This window comes from Sporolactobacillus pectinivorans (assembly GCF_002802965.1).
Lineage (GTDB): Bacteria > Bacillota > Bacilli > Bacillales > Sporolactobacillaceae > Sporolactobacillus > Sporolactobacillus pectinivorans.
Genome location: NZ_NXGA01000001.1, coordinates 102,709 through 118,859 on the forward strand (window position 1 = coordinate 102,709; position 16,151 = coordinate 118,859).

At 46.1% G+C, this 16,151-nt stretch carries 17 protein-coding genes; 4 read left to right on the forward strand and 13 right to left on the reverse strand.

Going from position 1 to position 16,151, the window contains the following annotated elements; all coding sequences use genetic code 11:
- Positions 1 to 81: 81 nt before the first annotated feature.
- From COP04_RS00525 to COP04_RS00540, 4 genes are all read right to left on the reverse strand, one after another.
- Positions 82 to 1,047: an ABC transporter permease gene (locus COP04_RS00525; RefSeq protein ID WP_100486172.1), complete on the reverse strand. Its 966-nt coding sequence runs from the start codon at positions 1,045 to 1,047 to the stop codon at positions 82 to 84.
- Complete coding sequence (locus tag COP04_RS00530) at positions 1,044 to 2,081, reverse strand: ABC transporter permease (protein ID WP_193437439.1); 1,038 nt, start codon at positions 2,079 to 2,081, stop codon at positions 1,044 to 1,046. The genes COP04_RS00525 and COP04_RS00530 overlap by 4 nt, the downstream gene beginning before the upstream one ends.
- Positions 2,082 to 2,107: 26 nt before the next feature.
- Positions 2,108 to 3,631: an ABC transporter ATP-binding protein gene (locus tag COP04_RS00535; RefSeq protein ID WP_100486176.1), complete on the reverse strand. Its 1,524-nt coding sequence runs from the start codon at positions 3,629 to 3,631 to the stop codon at positions 2,108 to 2,110.
- 206 nt (positions 3,632 to 3,837) lie between these two features.
- Positions 3,838 to 4,923 carry a BMP family lipoprotein gene (locus COP04_RS00540; RefSeq protein ID WP_100486178.1) on the reverse strand — a complete coding sequence of 362 codons (1,086 nt, stop codon included), beginning with the start codon at positions 4,921 to 4,923 and terminating at the stop codon, positions 3,838 to 3,840.
- A gap of 399 nt (positions 4,924 to 5,322) precedes the next feature.
- Between COP04_RS00540 and COP04_RS00545 the strand changes: the two genes are divergently transcribed.
- Both COP04_RS00545 and COP04_RS19280 read left to right on the forward strand, forming a co-directional pair.
- Positions 5,323 to 5,682, forward strand: a complete 360-nt coding sequence (locus COP04_RS00545; RefSeq protein WP_100486180.1) for a Lin0512 family protein — start codon at positions 5,323 to 5,325, stop codon at positions 5,680 to 5,682.
- A 175-nt stretch (positions 5,683 to 5,857) separates the two neighbouring features.
- Entirely contained in the window at positions 5,858 to 5,998 is a 141-nt protein-coding gene (locus tag COP04_RS19280) for a hypothetical protein (protein ID WP_157800105.1), read from the forward strand.
- Positions 5,999 to 6,036: 38 nt separating this feature from the next.
- On the opposite strand, the gene COP04_RS00550 is transcribed toward COP04_RS19280, so the two are convergent.
- Genes COP04_RS00550 through COP04_RS00560 form a run of 3 tightly spaced genes read right to left on the reverse strand, consistent with a single transcriptional unit; the run spans position 6,037 to position 7,739 of the window.
- Entirely contained in the window at positions 6,037 to 6,432 is a 396-nt protein-coding gene (locus tag COP04_RS00550; protein ID WP_204988001.1) for a spore germination protein GerW family protein, read from the reverse strand.
- Positions 6,433 to 6,462: 30 nt separating this feature from the next.
- Positions 6,463 to 7,401 carry a nucleoside hydrolase gene (locus COP04_RS00555; protein ID WP_100486182.1) on the reverse strand — a complete coding sequence of 313 codons (939 nt, stop codon included), beginning with the start codon at positions 7,399 to 7,401 and terminating at the stop codon, positions 6,463 to 6,465.
- Positions 7,398 to 7,739 carry a MazG nucleotide pyrophosphohydrolase domain-containing protein gene (locus COP04_RS00560; RefSeq protein WP_100486184.1) on the reverse strand — a complete coding sequence of 114 codons (342 nt, stop codon included), beginning with the start codon at positions 7,737 to 7,739 and terminating at the stop codon, positions 7,398 to 7,400. The genes COP04_RS00555 and COP04_RS00560 overlap by 4 nt, the downstream gene beginning before the upstream one ends.
- A gap of 235 nt (positions 7,740 to 7,974) precedes the next feature.
- Here COP04_RS00560 and COP04_RS00565 point away from each other — a divergent pair, with 235 nt between their 5' ends.
- Complete coding sequence (locus tag COP04_RS00565) at positions 7,975 to 9,180, forward strand: MFS transporter (RefSeq protein ID WP_100486186.1); 1,206 nt, start codon at positions 7,975 to 7,977, stop codon at positions 9,178 to 9,180.
- A gap of 43 nt (positions 9,181 to 9,223) precedes the next feature.
- Here the strand turns inward: COP04_RS00565 and COP04_RS00570 are convergent, their stop codons facing one another.
- The 3 genes from COP04_RS00570 to COP04_RS00580 all read right to left on the reverse strand — a co-directional run bounded on the left by COP04_RS00570 (position 9,224) and on the right by COP04_RS00580 (position 12,223).
- Positions 9,224 to 9,811, reverse strand: a complete 588-nt coding sequence (locus COP04_RS00570) for an NAD(P)H-dependent oxidoreductase (protein ID WP_100486188.1) — start codon at positions 9,809 to 9,811, stop codon at positions 9,224 to 9,226.
- Positions 9,812 to 9,868: 57 nt separating this feature from the next.
- Positions 9,869 to 10,582 carry a YwaF family protein gene (locus COP04_RS00575; protein WP_100486190.1) on the reverse strand — a complete coding sequence of 238 codons (714 nt, stop codon included), beginning with the start codon at positions 10,580 to 10,582 and terminating at the stop codon, positions 9,869 to 9,871.
- 198 nt (positions 10,583 to 10,780) lie between these two features.
- Positions 10,781 to 12,223, reverse strand: coding sequence for an MDR family MFS transporter (locus COP04_RS00580; protein ID WP_100486192.1), 1,443 nt, complete (start codon positions 12,221 to 12,223; stop codon positions 10,781 to 10,783).
- A gap of 576 nt (positions 12,224 to 12,799) precedes the next feature.
- Here COP04_RS00580 and COP04_RS00590 point away from each other — a divergent pair.
- The gene (locus tag COP04_RS00590) at positions 12,800 to 13,723 is read left to right on the forward strand and encodes an AEC family transporter (protein ID WP_100486194.1); all 924 of its coding nucleotides are present in this window, start codon (positions 12,800 to 12,802) and stop codon (positions 13,721 to 13,723) included.
- A 103-nt stretch (positions 13,724 to 13,826) separates the two neighbouring features.
- On the opposite strand, the gene COP04_RS00595 is transcribed toward COP04_RS00590, so the two are convergent.
- The 3 genes from COP04_RS00595 to COP04_RS00605 form a co-directional block, all read right to left on the reverse strand.
- Positions 13,827 to 14,195, reverse strand: coding sequence for a hypothetical protein (locus COP04_RS00595; RefSeq protein ID WP_239984715.1), 369 nt, complete (start codon positions 14,193 to 14,195; stop codon positions 13,827 to 13,829).
- A complete protein-coding gene (locus COP04_RS00600; protein ID WP_100486198.1) occupies positions 14,192 to 14,710 on the reverse strand; it encodes an Rrf2 family transcriptional regulator in 519 nt (172 codons plus the stop codon). The genes COP04_RS00595 and COP04_RS00600 overlap by 4 nt, the downstream gene beginning before the upstream one ends.
- 104 nt (positions 14,711 to 14,814) lie before the next feature.
- Entirely contained in the window at positions 14,815 to 16,077 is a 1,263-nt protein-coding gene (locus COP04_RS00605) for an AGE family epimerase/isomerase (protein ID WP_100489470.1), read from the reverse strand.
- Between the last annotated feature and the right edge of the window lie 74 nt (positions 16,078 to 16,151).

Here is a 16,151-nt window from a genome sequence, read left to right on the forward strand (position 1 = left end):
TAAGTCGATAAAGCGCCGAATTTTTTTTACAAAAAAACTGCCCGCTTCCTATATACGGGCAGTGGTGTCCAGTTTTCGATCCTATCTTTGTCCTTTGAAGTAAGGTATACCGTCGGCTTTCGGCGCTTCAGCTCTTCCAACAAATCCAGTCAGGACAATCAGGGTCAGCACATAAGGTGCGATCAGCAGAATGACTGAAGGAAGCCGGTCAAGATAAGGAATCTGCTGGCTGGTAATGCTGAGTGACTGGGCAAAACCGAAGAAAAGCGACCCAAGCATAGCCCCGATCGGGTGCCATTTGCCGAAGATCATGGCAGCCAGGGCAAGAAAACCTTGCCCGGCGATGGTTGATATGTTGAAATTAGATGTAATCGTCACGAGATAGACCGCACCGCCGATACCACCCATTACACCGCTAAGCATAACGCCGATATAGCGCATTTTGGTGACACTGATTCCGAGCGTATCCGCGGCTTCCGGGTGCTCGCCCACTGAACGGAGTCTAAGCCCGAACGGTGTCTTAAATAATACATACCAGACAACAAATGACGCCAGAATCGCAAGATAGGAAGTATAGGTTACCTGCTGGAAGAAAATAGGTCCGATAATGGGTATATTATGCAGTACAGGGATGCTGATTTTGTCGATATTGTTCGCAATATAAGGCGTCTGTCCCTGTCCGTTATAAATCATTTTTACGAGATAAATCGTCAGTCCCTGGGCTAGGAAGTTTAGGGCTACACCACTGACTGTTTGATCTGCATGAAATGAGATCGAAACCACAGCATGAATCAATGAAAACAGGCCGCCGGCAATAGCAGCAATCAGAATTGCAATCCATGGTGACGCTTGACCCAGCCCGGCTTGCTGAAGAAACAGTGTTGCAATGGCTCCAGTAAAAGCTCCGACCCACATTAACCCTTCCAAGCCAATGTTTACAACACCCGACCGTTCGGAGAAAACACCGCCGAGAGAGGTAAAAATCAGCGGGGCCGCGGTCAGCAATGTTGAAGGTATAATGATGGTAAGTACTTCATAAAAGCTCATGACTGATGCCCCCTTCGTGACAAGCGGAGCCAGGCCCACTTAATCACATAACTGGACCCGACAAAGAAAATGATCAGTGCGATGACAACTTGAATCAAATCCGTAGGAACACCGGCTACCGCCTGCATAGTCAGGCCTCCTGTCTGCAGGCCGGCGAATAGAGCGCCAGCCAGTACAACGCCGATTGGCGTATTCATTCCCAGCAGGGCAACAGCAATACCGTTGAAGCCAATTCCGGTAAAAGAGGAATTGATCATCATGTACTGATAGGTTCCCAGCCCCTCCATCGCTCCCGCCAGGCCGGCAAAAATTCCGGAAATAACCATTGACAAAACAATGTTGCGGCCGACATTCATACCGGCATATCTGGATGCATCCGGGCTGAAACCTACTGACCTCAGTTCGAAACCCAAAGTTGTCCGCCACAGGATAAACCACATCACAACCACGGCAATAATGGCAACAATAAATCCCCAGTGCAGCCGGGACCCCTGAGTCAGATTGGCCAGAAAATTCGAAGCAAGTGAAGCAGATGAAGGTATTGTCGGTGTGCGTTCACCTTGAGTATATAGAAAGTTTCTGATAAGAGACGCTGTCAAATACAAAGCTATGTAATTCATCATGATCGTGGAAATAACTTCATGAACTTTGAACTTCGCCTTCAACAGACCTGGAAGGTAACCCCATAATCCCCCAGCAACACCTCCGGCAATAATGGAAAGCGGGAGCAAAATGAATTTCGGTGGTCCGTCCAGTTCAATGGCGCAGGCAACAGATGCCAGCCAGCCAACCATTAACTGCCCTTCAACGCCGATATTGAACAGCCCGGTTCTGAATGCAAAAGCAACCGCCAGTCCGGATAGCACGAGAGGAATCATCGCGCGTATCGTCTCGCCCGCATAATAAGGCTGCAGAAAAATAGATTGAATAATTGAACCATACGCCAGCAGCGGATTATATCCACCGGCAATCATAATCACTGCCCCGCAGAGCAGTCCCAGCAATACAGAAACAAGTGGTATTAGAAGAGTCATCCAGTTAATTTTTTTCAGAAATCCGGTCACGCCTGACTCTCCCCCTTCTTATGGCCGGCCATAAGCAGACCCAGTTCGTTTTCATTTGTTTTCTTAGAATCGACAATGTCAATAATACGTCCCTCATAAATCACAGCAATCCGGTCACTCAGGTGAAGGATTTCATCCAGTTCAAAAGAAACCAGCAGCACCGCTTTACCCTTTTTTTTCTCTTCCAACAGTTTGCCATGGATAAATTCAATCGCTCCGATATCGAGACCACGGGTCGGCTGTGCAGCAACAAGCAGCTGCGGGCTGCGATCCACTTCACGGGCAACAATCACTTTCTGCTGATTGCCTCCCGACAGCGAACGGGCCAGCGTTCTTTCTCCCGGAGTCCGCACGTCAAACTCCTTGATTAACGCTCTGGCCTTTTGACTGATCGTTTTAGGGCGCAATATGCCTGCCTTCGCATAAGGATTTTTATAATACGTTTGCAGTATCAGGTTTTCACCGACGGTAAAATCCAGAACGAGTCCGTCTTTCTGCCGGTCTTCCGGAATATAGCCGAGGCCGGACTCAGTGATCTTCCTTGCCCGACTGTGAGTCATGTCCCGCCCGTTAATTTCAATCGATCCAGACTTCACTTTACGCAGCCCGGCAATCGCTTCAATCAGTTCCCCCTGACCGTTGCCATCCACCCCCGCTATGCCCAGGATCTCGCCGCCGTGAACGGTTAGGCTGAGATTATTGACAACCTGGACTTTTCTTGAATCCAGCACTGTCAGGTTCCTGATATCAAGCACTTTACCCTGTGGCTCATAAGGATCTTCGTTAATTTGGGTATTCACTTCGCGTCCGACCATCATATTCGCCAAATCATTTGGATTGGTTTCATCAATGCCCAGCGAATCGATCACTTTGCCTCGCCGGATCACCGTCACCCGGTCACATGCTTCAAAAATTTCCTTCAGCTTATGCGTGATCAAAATAATCGATTTTCCTTCGCTGACCAGCCTTTGCATGATTTCGATCAATTCCTTGATTTCAATCGGTGTCAGTACCGCAGTTGGTTCATCAAAAATCAGTATATCGGAACCCCGATACAATGTCTTCAGAATTTCAACGCGCTGTTGCATGCCAACGGTGATATCTTCCACCTTTTTCAAGGGATCGATATCAAGTCCGTATTTTTCTGACAGTTCCCTGGCAATTTTAACTGCCTTGCCCAAATCCAGCCGTCCATGTTTCCTCGGCTCCTTGCCGAGAATAATATTTTCAGCTACGGTAAACTTATCGATCAGCATGAAGTGCTGATGCACCATGCCGATCCCCAGACGGTTGGCATCATTCGGATCTGTGATTTTCACTTTTTTTCCATGAACATAGATTTCACCTTCATCCGGCTGATAGAGGCCGAAGAGAATATTCATTAGCGTGGATTTGCCGGCACCATTCTCTCCGAAAAGAGCATGTATCTCGCCCTCATTAACCTGGAGAGTAATATCGTCATTTGCGACAATACCCGGAAAAGCTTTCCGGATATGTTTCATTTCAATCGCGTAGGCCATGGCTTTTGCCTCCTCTCGGGTGATGTAAACGTTTATTATAATACGGTTTGAATAGAGTTACGGTTAGTCCGCAACGCTTTACCCGTGACAAGTCAACTGAATAAGTGCGAATCTTTCTGAATCCGTGGTTTCCGCCATCAATAAAATTTTATATTAATAATAATGGATGGGGCACACATCCCGCCTCATCCATCAGAAAATCAATATTATTTCTTCAGTTTGGAAAGATAAGCCTGATATTCTTTGTCTGTCGTCGGCACAACGATACTGCCGTCAATAATCTTCTTTTTGTAACTGTTTACTGCATCAAGAGCTTTCTTGGATACATTCTTTGTAGTCGGCGCGATACCGACACCATTTTGTTCAAGGCCATACTGAAGTACCTGGCCGCCCGGGAATTTGCCTTCCTTTGTCTTCGTGGCAACATCGTAAATAGCTCTATCCACACGTTTTACCATCGAGGTCAAAGTGACGTTTTCTGGGAGACCCTGCGCATACTGATCTTTATCAACGCCGATAACCCAGACCTTCTTGCCGTTCTTTGCCCGGTTCTTTGCTTCAGTGAAGACACCGTTGCCGGTATCACCCGCTGATGCATAAATAATGTCGGCACCTTCTGTATACATCGTCGAAGCGATGCTCTGTCCCTTGTCAGGGGCATTGAAAGCCCCGGCATACTGAACATAAATCTGGGCCTTCGGATTAACTGTCTTAACCCCGGCTTTAAAACCACTTTCAAATTTCTTGATTAATGCCCCGTTGACACCGCCAATGAAACCAACTTTATTCGTTTTTGTTGTCAGTCCGGCTACCACACCGACGAGGAACGACCCCTGCTGCTCTTTAAAGGTCATGCTGGCTACATTTTTCAGCGGTTTATTGTTTTTGTCTACTGCAACCGCATCAATAATACCAAGCTTCGCATTCGGATTCTGTTCAGCAATGTTCTGAACATCACTCTGCATCAGATAGCCAATACCGAATACGATATTGTAATTCTGATGAACAAGCTGGTTCAGGTTTGGAGAATAATCGGAAGCTGTAGTCGACTGCAGGTATTTCACACCTGTCCCGATTTTCAGGTTATTGTCCTTGCCAAACTTCTGAAGACCTTCCCAAGAAGACTGGTTGAAAGACTTGTCATCGACACCGCCTGTGTCCGTTACCATGCCGGCTTTAAACGCAGTCGAACTGCCTGAAGAACTGGAAGTACTGCTACTGCCGCAGCCGGTAAGCACTGTTGCAAGAACCACGACGCATGCAACGAGAACCGCTATTCTCTTTTTGAGCACAAAAAAACCCCCTGTTATTCTTAATGTTACATCTCACAGATTTAACTATAGCTTATCCCTAAAAAAAAATAAATATAAAATTGTGCAAAAAAGCGTAAATTTAGGAGATCCTGTCTAAAAACGTTCGCCTTTTGCTCACAAAACATCTGAAAACTCTTTCATTCTTTCACAAAACCGATAATACCTGTAAATTCGGATATAAGGGAAATGAATGATCCTCTGTCTCCGGCAAGGCATTTTTCCAAATTATTCTTCTCCCTATAAATTTTATATCTTTTGGTACTTTGTTGAGGAAAAATATCGGATTATCTGACAGATTGTTTTAAATCCCTTTCCCGGACTCCGCTGGAGGGTTCTGCTATACTAGAGTTAAATAGAAAACGAAAGCGGGGAATCTTCATGGATCATCTGCTTTTTATCGAAACAGGTGTCGGCGTTGATGTGCACGGTCAGGATGTGACGACTGCGGCCGTCCGTGCAGTCATTGACGCGATTCATAAAAACTCAATGCCGGGCATTACTGATATTCTGCCCGATCACGATCTGAACAACATGAAGGTCAATATCAGACTCGCTGTTCCACTCGATAAGGCTGCGCTTGATCTTGATCGGGTAAAGGCTGAAATTCCTTATGGAACAGTAACCGTAGATGTAATGGACGGAGGGATGGCTGCGCCGAGCGGGATCTTTCTCAGGGATAAAAATGACAAAAATGATCTGATGTACATTGTTAATGTATCCGTTGAGGTCGGATACTGAGTTGAAGCGCATATTCGTAAAATCTAAGCTATCGACATCTTGTTCAAAAAATGCGATCACACGTATCTTATGCAGTTGACGGGTGCAAGAGGCATAAACACTGAATTGAGACAAAAAAAGACCCGGACATTAACGGTTTGGATTGGACAGTAATGCAAATGCAGCGGAATGAGACATGATCTTAACCAAATCGGACAATCAGCAACAAATGGGACAAAAACTCAATTTAATTCAGACAAATAAGCCGCGCGTTGGTCAAAAGCAATGGGAAATAGAACAAAAAGTCTTGAACGGGGCAAATGCAGAATGGCTCTAAATCAAAAAGGACCAGGTTTTTCTGCCCGGTCCCTCTTATTATTTTAACGATTTTCTTATGAGTACTGCTAATCCGAAAGTGAAAATTGAGAGTACCAAAACAAGAAATGTGACATTGTACGCCGGCTTGAATCGGGTTTTATCCTTGGTAATCTCAAAAACTCCGAGAGGTCTGACTGAAAGGTAGCCACCGCCTCCGCTGCCACTTCCCGGATCAGTCGATGGTTTTTCGGTTTCAGCGGAAACCCCTCCGCCTCCGCCACCTGCCATGCGCAAACTCGCTACCGGAACAACCCGTTTATCAGCTAAAACAATCGGTTCACCATAAACCGTAGTGACATCCTTCTTTCTCAGCGTGCCAAGGATATTTCCAAAGAAGGATGAGTGCCCCTCATCTCTTTCACGATCTGCGCCCATGCCGGAATGTTTTTCCATACTGTTTTCCTCCTTTTCATCCACAGCTTCCTATGCTTTCTTCGCCAGATCAATAATCTTCGAGAAAAATTGATTTGCGTCGACATCATAAACAAAATCAATCGGCCTGCCGTTTTCAGCTTTTTCAATTCTGCCCTGGCAAGGCTCCTCCGTGTTCACGATGGTGCGAACGGTTTTCGTCCGAACCAATTCTGGAAAGCCGACAGACATTGTGGTCAGCACATCCCAAAGAAAATAAGTTGAGTTCGTTTCAAAATGAATCAGTGGAGGAACTGCCGCATAACACTGACCGATAAAGTCCAAACCCGTATATCTTCTCAGCGACGCCCATTCGTTGCGCACTGGCACAGTCAACGGCACTTGGTGCGTGCTTTCAAGCGCCACCATCCGTATAGAAATTCCACTCTGCCAGACACGTGCTACAGCTTCGGGATCCCAGAATGCATTCCACTCCGCTGAGCCATCGTGCTCCGGCTCTTGCACATTGCCGGCAGGATTCAAAGTACCGCCCATCCAGACCAGACGATCAATTTTCTTCTCAATATCTGGTGCCTCATCCAGAGCTCGCGCTACATCAGTCAATGGTCCGGTACATAATAAAGTTGTTTTCCCGGACTCGTTTCTTACCTTTTGGATTAAATGCTTATGAGCAGGTAATTCAGCAAGAGATGCCTCCACTGCTCCTGACTCATTCAACAGAGGCAGTGCATCCACAAAGAACGGGTGCATCCGCCATTCTTTTGGAAAAGGGTTCTGACCGCGTGAATTTGAACGGGCGACCTCTATTTTTTTCCTGCCAAAGCGGTCAATAATTTTTCGGCTCGCCTGAACGCCCGGTGTCAGATAGCCGTCTGCCGGTATGACTGATACGCCGCTCAGCGTCACATTGCCCATCTGCAGGAGCAGGAAAAGTGAGACCAAGTCATCAATTCCAGCATCGTGATTGAAATAAACGGTCTGCCCGTTCATTTCAGCACCTCCTCTTCTGTGCAATTAAAACGTTTATATAGCTTATCCCGATGTGCATTGACAAGATCCTCCAGTTTCAGATGATAAAGGTTTGCCAGAATGGCCAGGTTGGACAGCACGTCGCCCATCTCTTCAGCGAGATTTTCCCTGATTTCTTCCTTGGTCAGTCTCCCCTCTTCCGGATGGTGATCCCGTCCAATTTCATAAGTTCTTACCGCCCGGGACACTTCGCCGACTTCCTCTAACAAAAAACCAATCCGTATGTATGGAGGAAGGTCCTCCCATCCCCTTTTCCCATAAAATTTTTTCTCCCATTCCTGCACTTCGTCCAGATTCAAATTCTGACCCTCCCGATGACTTGGCAATTAAATTTTATTTTAGTTTAGCACGTATCCTATCATAGTGAGTCGAATCGAACTTTTTTCATTTCGCAATCTACAACTAGATAAGGGGCCTTTCATGTGTATTTACACCTGTCACATATGTCTCTATAATAAGAGCGTACTCTATAACACATTCTAACAAAGTGTCGTATGTTTCAGATACTGCAATTATTCAATTCAGGGGGATATTATGTCTAGTACAACAAATCATGAAGAGAGAAAACTGCTCGGCGTTGCCGGACTGGCATGGCTGTTTGACGCGATGGACGTCGGCATGCTGTCATTCATCATCGTTGCACTTAAAGCGGAGTGGAATTTGGATGAAGCTCAGATGGGCTGGATCGGCAGCATCAGTTCCATCGGCATGGCAGTCGGTGCGCTTATCTTCGGTCTGATGGCCGACCGGATCGGACGGAGAAATGTACTGATTCTGACCTTGCTGCTCTTTTCTGTAGGCGGCGGCCTGTCGGCTGTGGCTGCGGGGCTCGGCATTTTCCTCTTGCTGCGTTTCTTCGTCGGCATGGGGCTAGGGGGTGAACTGCCTGTCGCATCAACGCTCGTTTCCGAAAGTGTAGCAACTGAGAAACGCGGACGGACCGTCGTCCTGCTCGAAAGTTTCTGGGCAGGCGGCTGGATTGTGGCAGCACTGATCTCTTATTTTGTGATCCCGCGGTATGGATGGCGCATTGCCCTAATTATCGGAGCGCTTCCCGCCTTTTATGCCATATATCTGAGATGGAGCATTCACGATTCTGCCAAATTTAAAGCGCAGAAAAAGCTTGAAAAACAGAACTTTTTGAAGAACATCGCTGAAGTCTGGTCGGGCAAATATGTCAGGCGCACAGTCATGCTCTGGGTCCTCTGGTTCTGCGTCGTATTTTCATATTATGGCATGTTCCTCTGGCTGCCGGGAGTTGTTGAGCTAAAGGGCTTCAGCATGGTCAGAAGCTTTCAGTATGTACTAATTATGACGTTCGCACAACTTCCCGGTTATTTCACTGCCGCCTGGCTGATCGAGAAATGGGGTAGAAAATGGGTGCTGATCATCTATCTGCTTGGCACGGCCATCTTTGCTTTTTTCTTCGGTATCGCGACGACTTTGCCCCTGTTGCTGACATCGGGCATCCTGCTTTCTTTCTTTAATCTCGGCGCATGGGGCGCACTCTATGCCTACTCTCCGGAACAATACCCCACAGTCATCCGCGGAACCGGAACAGGTATGGCCGCGGCGTTCGGACGTGTCGGAGGCATATTCGGCCCGTTGCTTGTCGGCTATCTGATCGAAAGCCACATGTCGATTGCGGCCATTTTTACAATTTTCTGCGTATCAATCATCATCGCCGTTCTGGCTGTTCTTTTACTGGGTAAAGAAACAAAGAATCAGGAACTTAACTAATGCCGATGATTAAAATGGCCCCCCGGTTGACGGGAGGCCATTTTCATTTCATTCTCAGAGTTAGCAGATAAATTTTTCTCAACCACTTTTTTCTTGTCTTTTCGCTGCTGGTCCTCACTCCGGGGAACATCAGCCTTTTTACCGGCCTGATCCCGCAAAAATAGAAAATCGGCCTTTTGACTGATCGCCATTCGATGCTTTGCCGGAACAGCCGGGTATAAAAAGCCGGAGAATCCATTGTGTAAATCAAAGTTGCCGACTTTCCCCGCAGCAACCCTTTGGGAATATTGTGAACGTACTTATAGGCATATCCCGATATGAACACCCGGTCAATAAATCCCTTTAATATTGCCGGCATCCCATACCACCAGATCGGATAGATAAAAATCAGGTGATCCGCGCTGTCGATCATCTGCCGGTAACGTGCCATTTTCGGATCACTATCTTCACTATCTAATGTGGCTTTCTTTTTTGCCTGACTGAATTGAAGCACCGGATTGAATGCTTCTTCATATAAGTCAATCGTGTCAAATAACTGCCCGCCGTCTTTGAGCCCTTTTACAACTTCCTGATAAATAGCCTGATTGAAACTCTGACGATCAGGATGAGCATAAATTACAAGTACATGCATAGCATACCATCTCCCTGTCATCGTTTATTCCGTTTTACAGCAAGAGTTTGATGCCGGTTAACACTTTGGTCGTATTTTTAAAAGAAGGTAGAGGAAATGAAATATCAGCAGTGTAACGACTTCGAGCGACAGTAGATACCATGGCCAAGGTCCAAGGAAATTCAGCAGAGATGCCGAAGGTTTTCGCATCAAATACAGGTAGTTGGCATCCGTCAGCCAGTCAAAGAAGAAGATGCCGGCTCCGTATACATTGAGAATCAGAAATGTAAACCATAGTGACTGGTAACGCGGACGGTAGCCCTCAACTACAATCATGTAAAGACAGGAAAGAATCATACAGCCATGTGCTGAAAAAAATTCAATATAGCGAAAATGTGGAAATGCGTAACTTCCGAGGTCAGGTGTCAGCAATGCCTGGATAGAGCTCCCGATTCCTGCAAAATAGAGCAGACTGAACAAACGGTAACTCTTGGTAATCAGCATAATCGCTGCCAACAGGACGGCAAGATCGCTGACTTGAATCGGCAGAGACGACCGAAGTGCCCATTTTCCGAAGCTGATTGTCCAAATCTGATAACTGATTTCTGAAATGACAAGAATAGCCGCCAATGTATAACGAATACTCGACTTCCAGCCCGGCGTTCTCAACCCGCGGCGGTATATGACAAGCAAAAGCGCTAACAATCCGATAACACACAGCGTCAGCACATGCTGCACTGAAAAAAGTTCGAAAGACTTTTTGTATGTCTCCGGCCTAATCAGGTTTTCCATAGAGCACACCCCGATAAAAAGTTAAGCTGAGATTAGTGTGCCACTGACGAGATTATTTCATCTAATTTTTGATGGTGCTAAATTGTAAAAATTCCGTCTGAGAACGAATGATATCTTTTGAGGATTTATTGTAATGATGAACGATTCTGTCAACCATTTATTACAAGATAGCTTGCTGGTTTCCACGCAACTGATTCATTACTCCCCCGCCTGCTCTTCTTCCGGCGCTGTTGTCCGTTTTAAAAACAAAGAAAGAAGCAATGAAGCCACCGCAATCAGCATGGATATCAGAAATGCCCGATTCATTCCCGACACCAGTGCGTTAAGCATTTGATCGGATGCTGTTGGATTGGCCGACCGGCTCAGATAGGCCTGCGATCCGGAAGCCATAATGCCGACAAAAAGTGCCGTTCCGATCCCTCCGGCTACCTGCTGCAGCGTATTCATGATTGCTGTCCCGTGCGGATACATTTTTTTCGGTAATTGATTCAATCCAGTTGTGGAAACAGGCATCATGACCATTGCCATTCCGATGAGCAGCGCCGCATACAGGATAATAATGTAAAGAGAATTTTCCGAAGATGTAAGCCTGCTGAGCAGCCATATCACAATGCTCATAACTATCATACCGGGTATGACCAGCCATCTTGGCCCAAACTTGTCGAAAAGTTTGCCCATCAACGGTGAGAGAACCCCGTTGATTAATCCCCCAGGCAACAGTACCAGTCCCGCGCCAAATGAGGTGAGAAGCATCACCTTCTGCATATAGAGTGGCAAAAGAATCATCGTTGAGAATAAAGTCATCATCACAAGAATTAGGATAATCGTTGCAAGAGCAAACATCGGATATTTAAAAGCCCGTAAATCAAGAATCGGATTTTGAATGGTCAGCTGACGCCAGACAAACAGAACCAGTGAGACAGTTCCGGCAATCATGAAAGCCGGGCCCAGCCAGCCGCCTTCGGAACCGGATCCCATACCGTACACAAGTCCGCCAAAACCGATCGTCGATAGAACAATCGATGGAATTTCAACCTTAGGCCGGGTTACTTCTGATACATTTTTCAAAAAATAAGCGGCAAACAGAATTGAAAAAACAGCCAGAGGCATGACAAGATAAAACAACCAGCGCCAAGAAAGGGCAGAGATGATCAAGCCAGACAGAGTCGGCCCGAGTGCAGGGGCAAACATGATCACAAGCCCGATCAGCCCCATCGCTGCCCCGCGCTTTTCAGGAGGATAAATGTATAGAATCGTATTCATCATGACCGGCATCAGCAGCCCGGATCCCGCGGCCTGAACCACTCGGCCAACCAGCAGGAAACCGAAGCTGGGTGCGACGCCGCAAATAATCGTCCCCAATAAAAAGAGACCCATAGCACCAAGAAACATCTGCCGGGTCGTAAACCATCCGGTCAGAAGCGCGGTCACAGGCATCAGGATGCCGATGACCAGCATATACGATGTCGCAAGCCATTGAACGGTTGTTGCCGATATGTTAAAGGTATGCATTAAATCGGCCAAAGCGATATTAAGAAAAGTTTCATTTAATATTGCGACGAATGCACCAATGATCAGGGCCACGGTTATTGGCCCTCTTCTGATATTCTGTGTTTCCGTGCCGACGGTCTGATTGCTCATGGAATCAAAACTCCTTAATTAGATGCTTTTTTAACAAAAAAATGAGCCTGGCGAAACGGATGCAGGTCCCCGCTAAGTTTTTTCAAAATCATCCTCTATTGATCCGTTTTCAGAAATTAAAGTTGTCCGGGTCCGCACTGTTCCTTTTGTTTTGGTTAAGCACGTCAATACTGTCCATGTCTTCCGGAGACAGCTCAAAATCAAAAAAGTCTGCATTGCTGAAAACATGGGCCTTTGAGTCTGTTATTCAACGTTAACGTATCGTCCAGTGCCTGAATCGTTCACGCCCCCTTTATTTAATATCTTCTCATAGTTTCGTTTTTGAAAAAAGAAATTTACTTAATTATTACAATTAGTTGAAAAATGATTTTAATTCGCTATTTTAGTTCGGAATAATTTTCAACATACGTCCACCCATAATATAGTCAGCTCCTTTAATGAACTGACGCATCGACACTTCTATCCGGTTTCATTTACACAGGCTGAAATGTATGCTATTTTTTGAATCATTCAATCGGTCCAAACGATGCGCTAATCCTGCAACATTTAAATTTTTAAAAAGAGGTATCCATTCCCTTGGAATTTGCCGTCATACTTCACCAGGTTATCGTCATCTTCATGCTTATGGTAGTCGGTTTCTTTGCTCACAAATGGCAATTCATTCACAAAACAGGCGCAAAGGACATGACTAAAATTCTGCTCTACATTGTTTCTCCATGCGTCATCCTTAAGGCTTTTCAGCGGCCCTTTTCAGCGGATCGGCTGAATGGTCTCGTTATTTCCCTCATTTGTATCCTTGTCGTTTATGGTTTTTCAATATTAGCGGCGCGTTTTATATTCAACAACTCCTTCATTAAAGACAGTGCACGCAGAAACGCACTGAAATTCAGCACGACATATTCTAATGCCGGTTTTATGGGCATCCCTCTCGTCAGCAGTATTCTGGGATCTTCCGGTGTCTTTTTTGCCACACCTTATCTTGCCGGATTCAATCTTTTATGCTGGACGCACGGCATCAGCCTCTATCGAACGCATCAGTCAAAAAAAAGAATCATTGAAAACATGTTTAACCCCAATATTTTGGCCATTTTTATCGGTTTTGGACTTTTCCTGTTTTCGATCAGGCTGCCGGCTTTGCTTGCAACAGGCGTTACATATCTCAGCAACTTAAACACCCCGCTCAGTATGATCGTAATCGGGGACAGTATGGCTTCCGTGTCACCTCTGGGTTTGTTTGCCGATAAATTAATCTGGCCGGGAATTGTGATGCGCAATCTGATCGTCCCGACTGGAACACTGGTTTTGCTTCATTTTACCGGTATCGGTCAAACCGTACTGCTTACGACAGTGCTTCTGTCATCCTGCCCGGTGGCAGGGATAGTCATACTATTTGCCCTGCTCAATGATTCGGACACAGCTTTTCCGACACGGCTCATGACTGTGTCCACACTGCTTTCTATTATCACCATTCCACTGGTTGCAGCCCTAGCTGTTTTATGAGCAGCAGAACGAGTTTTATTTTTTTAGAGTGTAAAAAAACGTCTGCATCATAATAAGCGCGGACGTTTTTCTATCGGTTCATGGAGTAGTTTTTAAGTTGCGATTACCGCTGGGCCGACCAAAACCATGCGTCGGATCTCGTCATTTGATCACCGCTTGCTTTTTTGCTTTCGGAAAGTTTTGATGACAGATCCATAAACCAGTCGCGGTCGGATGTGATCAATGCCAGATCAGTCATACTCCGCAGCTGGTCATTGTTCATTGGCAGAATAGGGAAAGGCTTGATCAGATAATTCAGGGTCTCTACTGTCCGGCCGACCGTCGACTCACGGTCACAGGCGACAACATTAACCTTTACGGTACCTTCATCGCTGTCAAAATCGACAATATAGCCATACATCAGCTCTCCGTTGACTGTTCTTCCCTTAACCCAGTCACCCTTATTCCACTTGGATTCCTGCTTCATGATCATTCACCACCGATCCTGTTATTTAAAGGGTTTCTCGGGCTGCCCATATCGACCGGCACCGGAATTTTCCCCAACAATAAATGGCTTGTCTTATTCTTCGTCACTTTTCCCAATTGCTTAAGGAGAGAATCAATCGTCCACTGACCGAGATAGATTTCAAGCAACCTTTCCGCCTGGGAAAACGTCTGATCCAGCACGCGCTGAATACCAGCAACCTCTTCATCTTTTCCACGCTCACCGAAGCTGGAACACCAGCTCAATTTCAGCGCAGAACAAGACGTGATTCTGTAAATTCTGGCCAGTGTGCAATCAGCCGGATTACAACTTAACCGATAGCCACCGCCCAACCCTTCCTTAGTCGCTACAAGACTGTTATTGCGCAAAAGGCTCATAATCTTCCGCACCCGGGCAGGATGCGTGTGCACTTTTTCCGACAGCGATTCGCTGTTCCAAATTTGGTCCGGGACGCTTGCCAACAGGATCAGACAATGGACGGCGATAGTAAATTCACTGTTCATATGATCGATTCCTCTTCATAAAGATTAGTGTAATTATAGTAGATACAGTTTATAAAATCAATCTATAAACTATCAAAAATTGCACTGGAAATTTTTTCCTCAAATTATTTGATAAATTCGAAACGATCCCCTTTGGCCCAACCAAAAACGCGAAATGCTTCCAGGCAGTTGGTGATGGGATGGTAATCTGTTTTTGTTATACCGCTCTTTATCCGGCTGGTTCTCCGGTTTTTTCGATCCAAATGAGCATACCATCCACCATATATGTGATCAATAAAATAGGACCAGCAATAATAGAACATTTTCTGATAGAGTTCTAGGAAATACGGATCACCGGTCTTAGCTGCAAGAAGAGCAGAAGCGCCGATTGTTTCCGCCATAACCCAGTAATACTTGCCGTCATCAATGACACTGCCATCCGGAACAATGGAGAAGAACAGCCCGCCATATAAATCGTCTTTCCCTGCCTGCCATGCCTGCAGGAACAAATGCTGCGCCCCGTTCACAATCCAGAGGTCAGAATAATAATCAGAGAGTTTGATCAGTAGCTTACTCCACTCGATCGAATGCCCGGGGATAAATCCATATAACCTGAACTCATTGCCGGCATATGCCTCGTGGTATGTCCAGTCCGGCTGCCAATTCCATCTGTATTGTTCCCAAATCATCCCGTATGTTTCTCCGGTAAGGCAAACGGTTACGGTATAAGCCAGACGATAGGCGGTTTGGAGAAATTTACGGTCACCGGTTGCCTCAAAAGCTGCGATCATGGCTTCGCACAGATGCATGTTGGCATTCTGGCCTCTGTATGGGTCGACTGAGCTCCAATCTTCACTCAGTCGATCGACGTAAAGGCCGGTTACGCTGTCCCGGAAATATTGATTCAGCAGATTAAAAATATCATCGATCAATGGACGTACGTATGTAAAACCGGCTTTGTACGCAGTCGATAACGCAAGCAGGACAAACGCGTGTCCATAGGCATACTTTCCGGTATCCGGGACATACCTGCCCTTAAGCAGCCAGTAGTAACCGCCATGCGTCTCATCACGGAAACCGTCGTTCAGGAACCGAAGCCCATGTTCCACCGCACTTCTCCACACTGACGGACCGCCAACTAGGACACCCGTACTGAAAATATAAATAAAGCGTGCTGTGCCAACGAGTGACTTATTCAGCTCGTCGCAAACCGTGCCGTCATCAAGATAGCAATGGAAGTATCCCCCGGCGCGATCAATACAGCGTGGAAAATAAAAATCAACAGTCTGCAGAATATGAAGGCGCAACCATTCCGAGCTGAAAAAATCGAGAAGCGTATCTAAAGAGCCGGTCAGAATAAACACCTCTTCCTGTTCTGAAAGATGCATATGCCGGAACACGCTGTTTATACACTTAAAAATCATCGCTTATTAACACGGCAGTATCATTATTTAGAAAATTG

What these genes read in the sequence shown, in the direction of transcription:
- COP04_RS19280 (WP_157800105.1), top strand. Translation starts at nt 5,858, where the DNA reads ATGATCTTAACCAAATCGGACAATCAGCAACAAATGGGACAAAAACTC.
- COP04_RS00570 (WP_100486188.1), bottom strand. Translation starts at nt 9,811, where the DNA reads ATGCATGTACTTGTAATTTATGCTCATCCTGATCGTCAGAGTTTCAAT.
- COP04_RS00600 (WP_100486198.1), bottom strand. Translation starts at nt 14,710, where the DNA reads ATGAACAGTGAATTTACTATCGCCGTCCATTGTCTGATCCTGTTGGCA.
- COP04_RS00530 (WP_193437439.1), bottom strand. Translation starts at nt 2,081, where the DNA reads ATGACTCTTCTAATACCACTTGTTTCTGTATTGCTGGGACTGCTCTGC.
- COP04_RS00580 (WP_100486192.1), bottom strand. Translation starts at nt 12,223, where the DNA reads ATGAGCAATCAGACCGTCGGCACGGAAACACAGAATATCAGAAGAGGG.
- COP04_RS00565 (WP_100486186.1), top strand. Translation starts at nt 7,975, where the DNA reads ATGTCTAGTACAACAAATCATGAAGAGAGAAAACTGCTCGGCGTTGCC.
- COP04_RS00595 (WP_239984715.1), bottom strand. Translation starts at nt 14,195, where the DNA reads ATGATCATGAAGCAGGAATCCAAGTGGAATAAGGGTGACTGGGTTAAG.
- COP04_RS00545 (WP_100486180.1), top strand. Translation starts at nt 5,323, where the DNA reads ATGGATCATCTGCTTTTTATCGAAACAGGTGTCGGCGTTGATGTGCAC.
- COP04_RS00535 (WP_100486176.1), bottom strand. Translation starts at nt 3,631, where the DNA reads ATGGCCTACGCGATTGAAATGAAACATATCCGGAAAGCTTTTCCGGGT.
- COP04_RS00575 (WP_100486190.1), bottom strand. Translation starts at nt 10,582, where the DNA reads ATGGAAAACCTGATTAGGCCGGAGACATACAAAAAGTCTTTCGAACTT.
- COP04_RS00525 (WP_100486172.1), bottom strand. Translation starts at nt 1,047, where the DNA reads ATGAGCTTTTATGAAGTACTTACCATCATTATACCTTCAACATTGCTG.
- COP04_RS00605 (WP_100489470.1), bottom strand. Translation starts at nt 16,077, where the DNA reads ATGCATCTTTCAGAACAGGAAGAGGTGTTTATTCTGACCGGCTCTTTA.
- COP04_RS00555 (WP_100486182.1), bottom strand. Translation starts at nt 7,401, where the DNA reads ATGAACGGGCAGACCGTTTATTTCAATCACGATGCTGGAATTGATGAC.
- COP04_RS00550 (WP_204988001.1), bottom strand. Translation starts at nt 6,432, where the DNA reads ATGGAAAAACATTCCGGCATGGGCGCAGATCGTGAAAGAGATGAGGGG.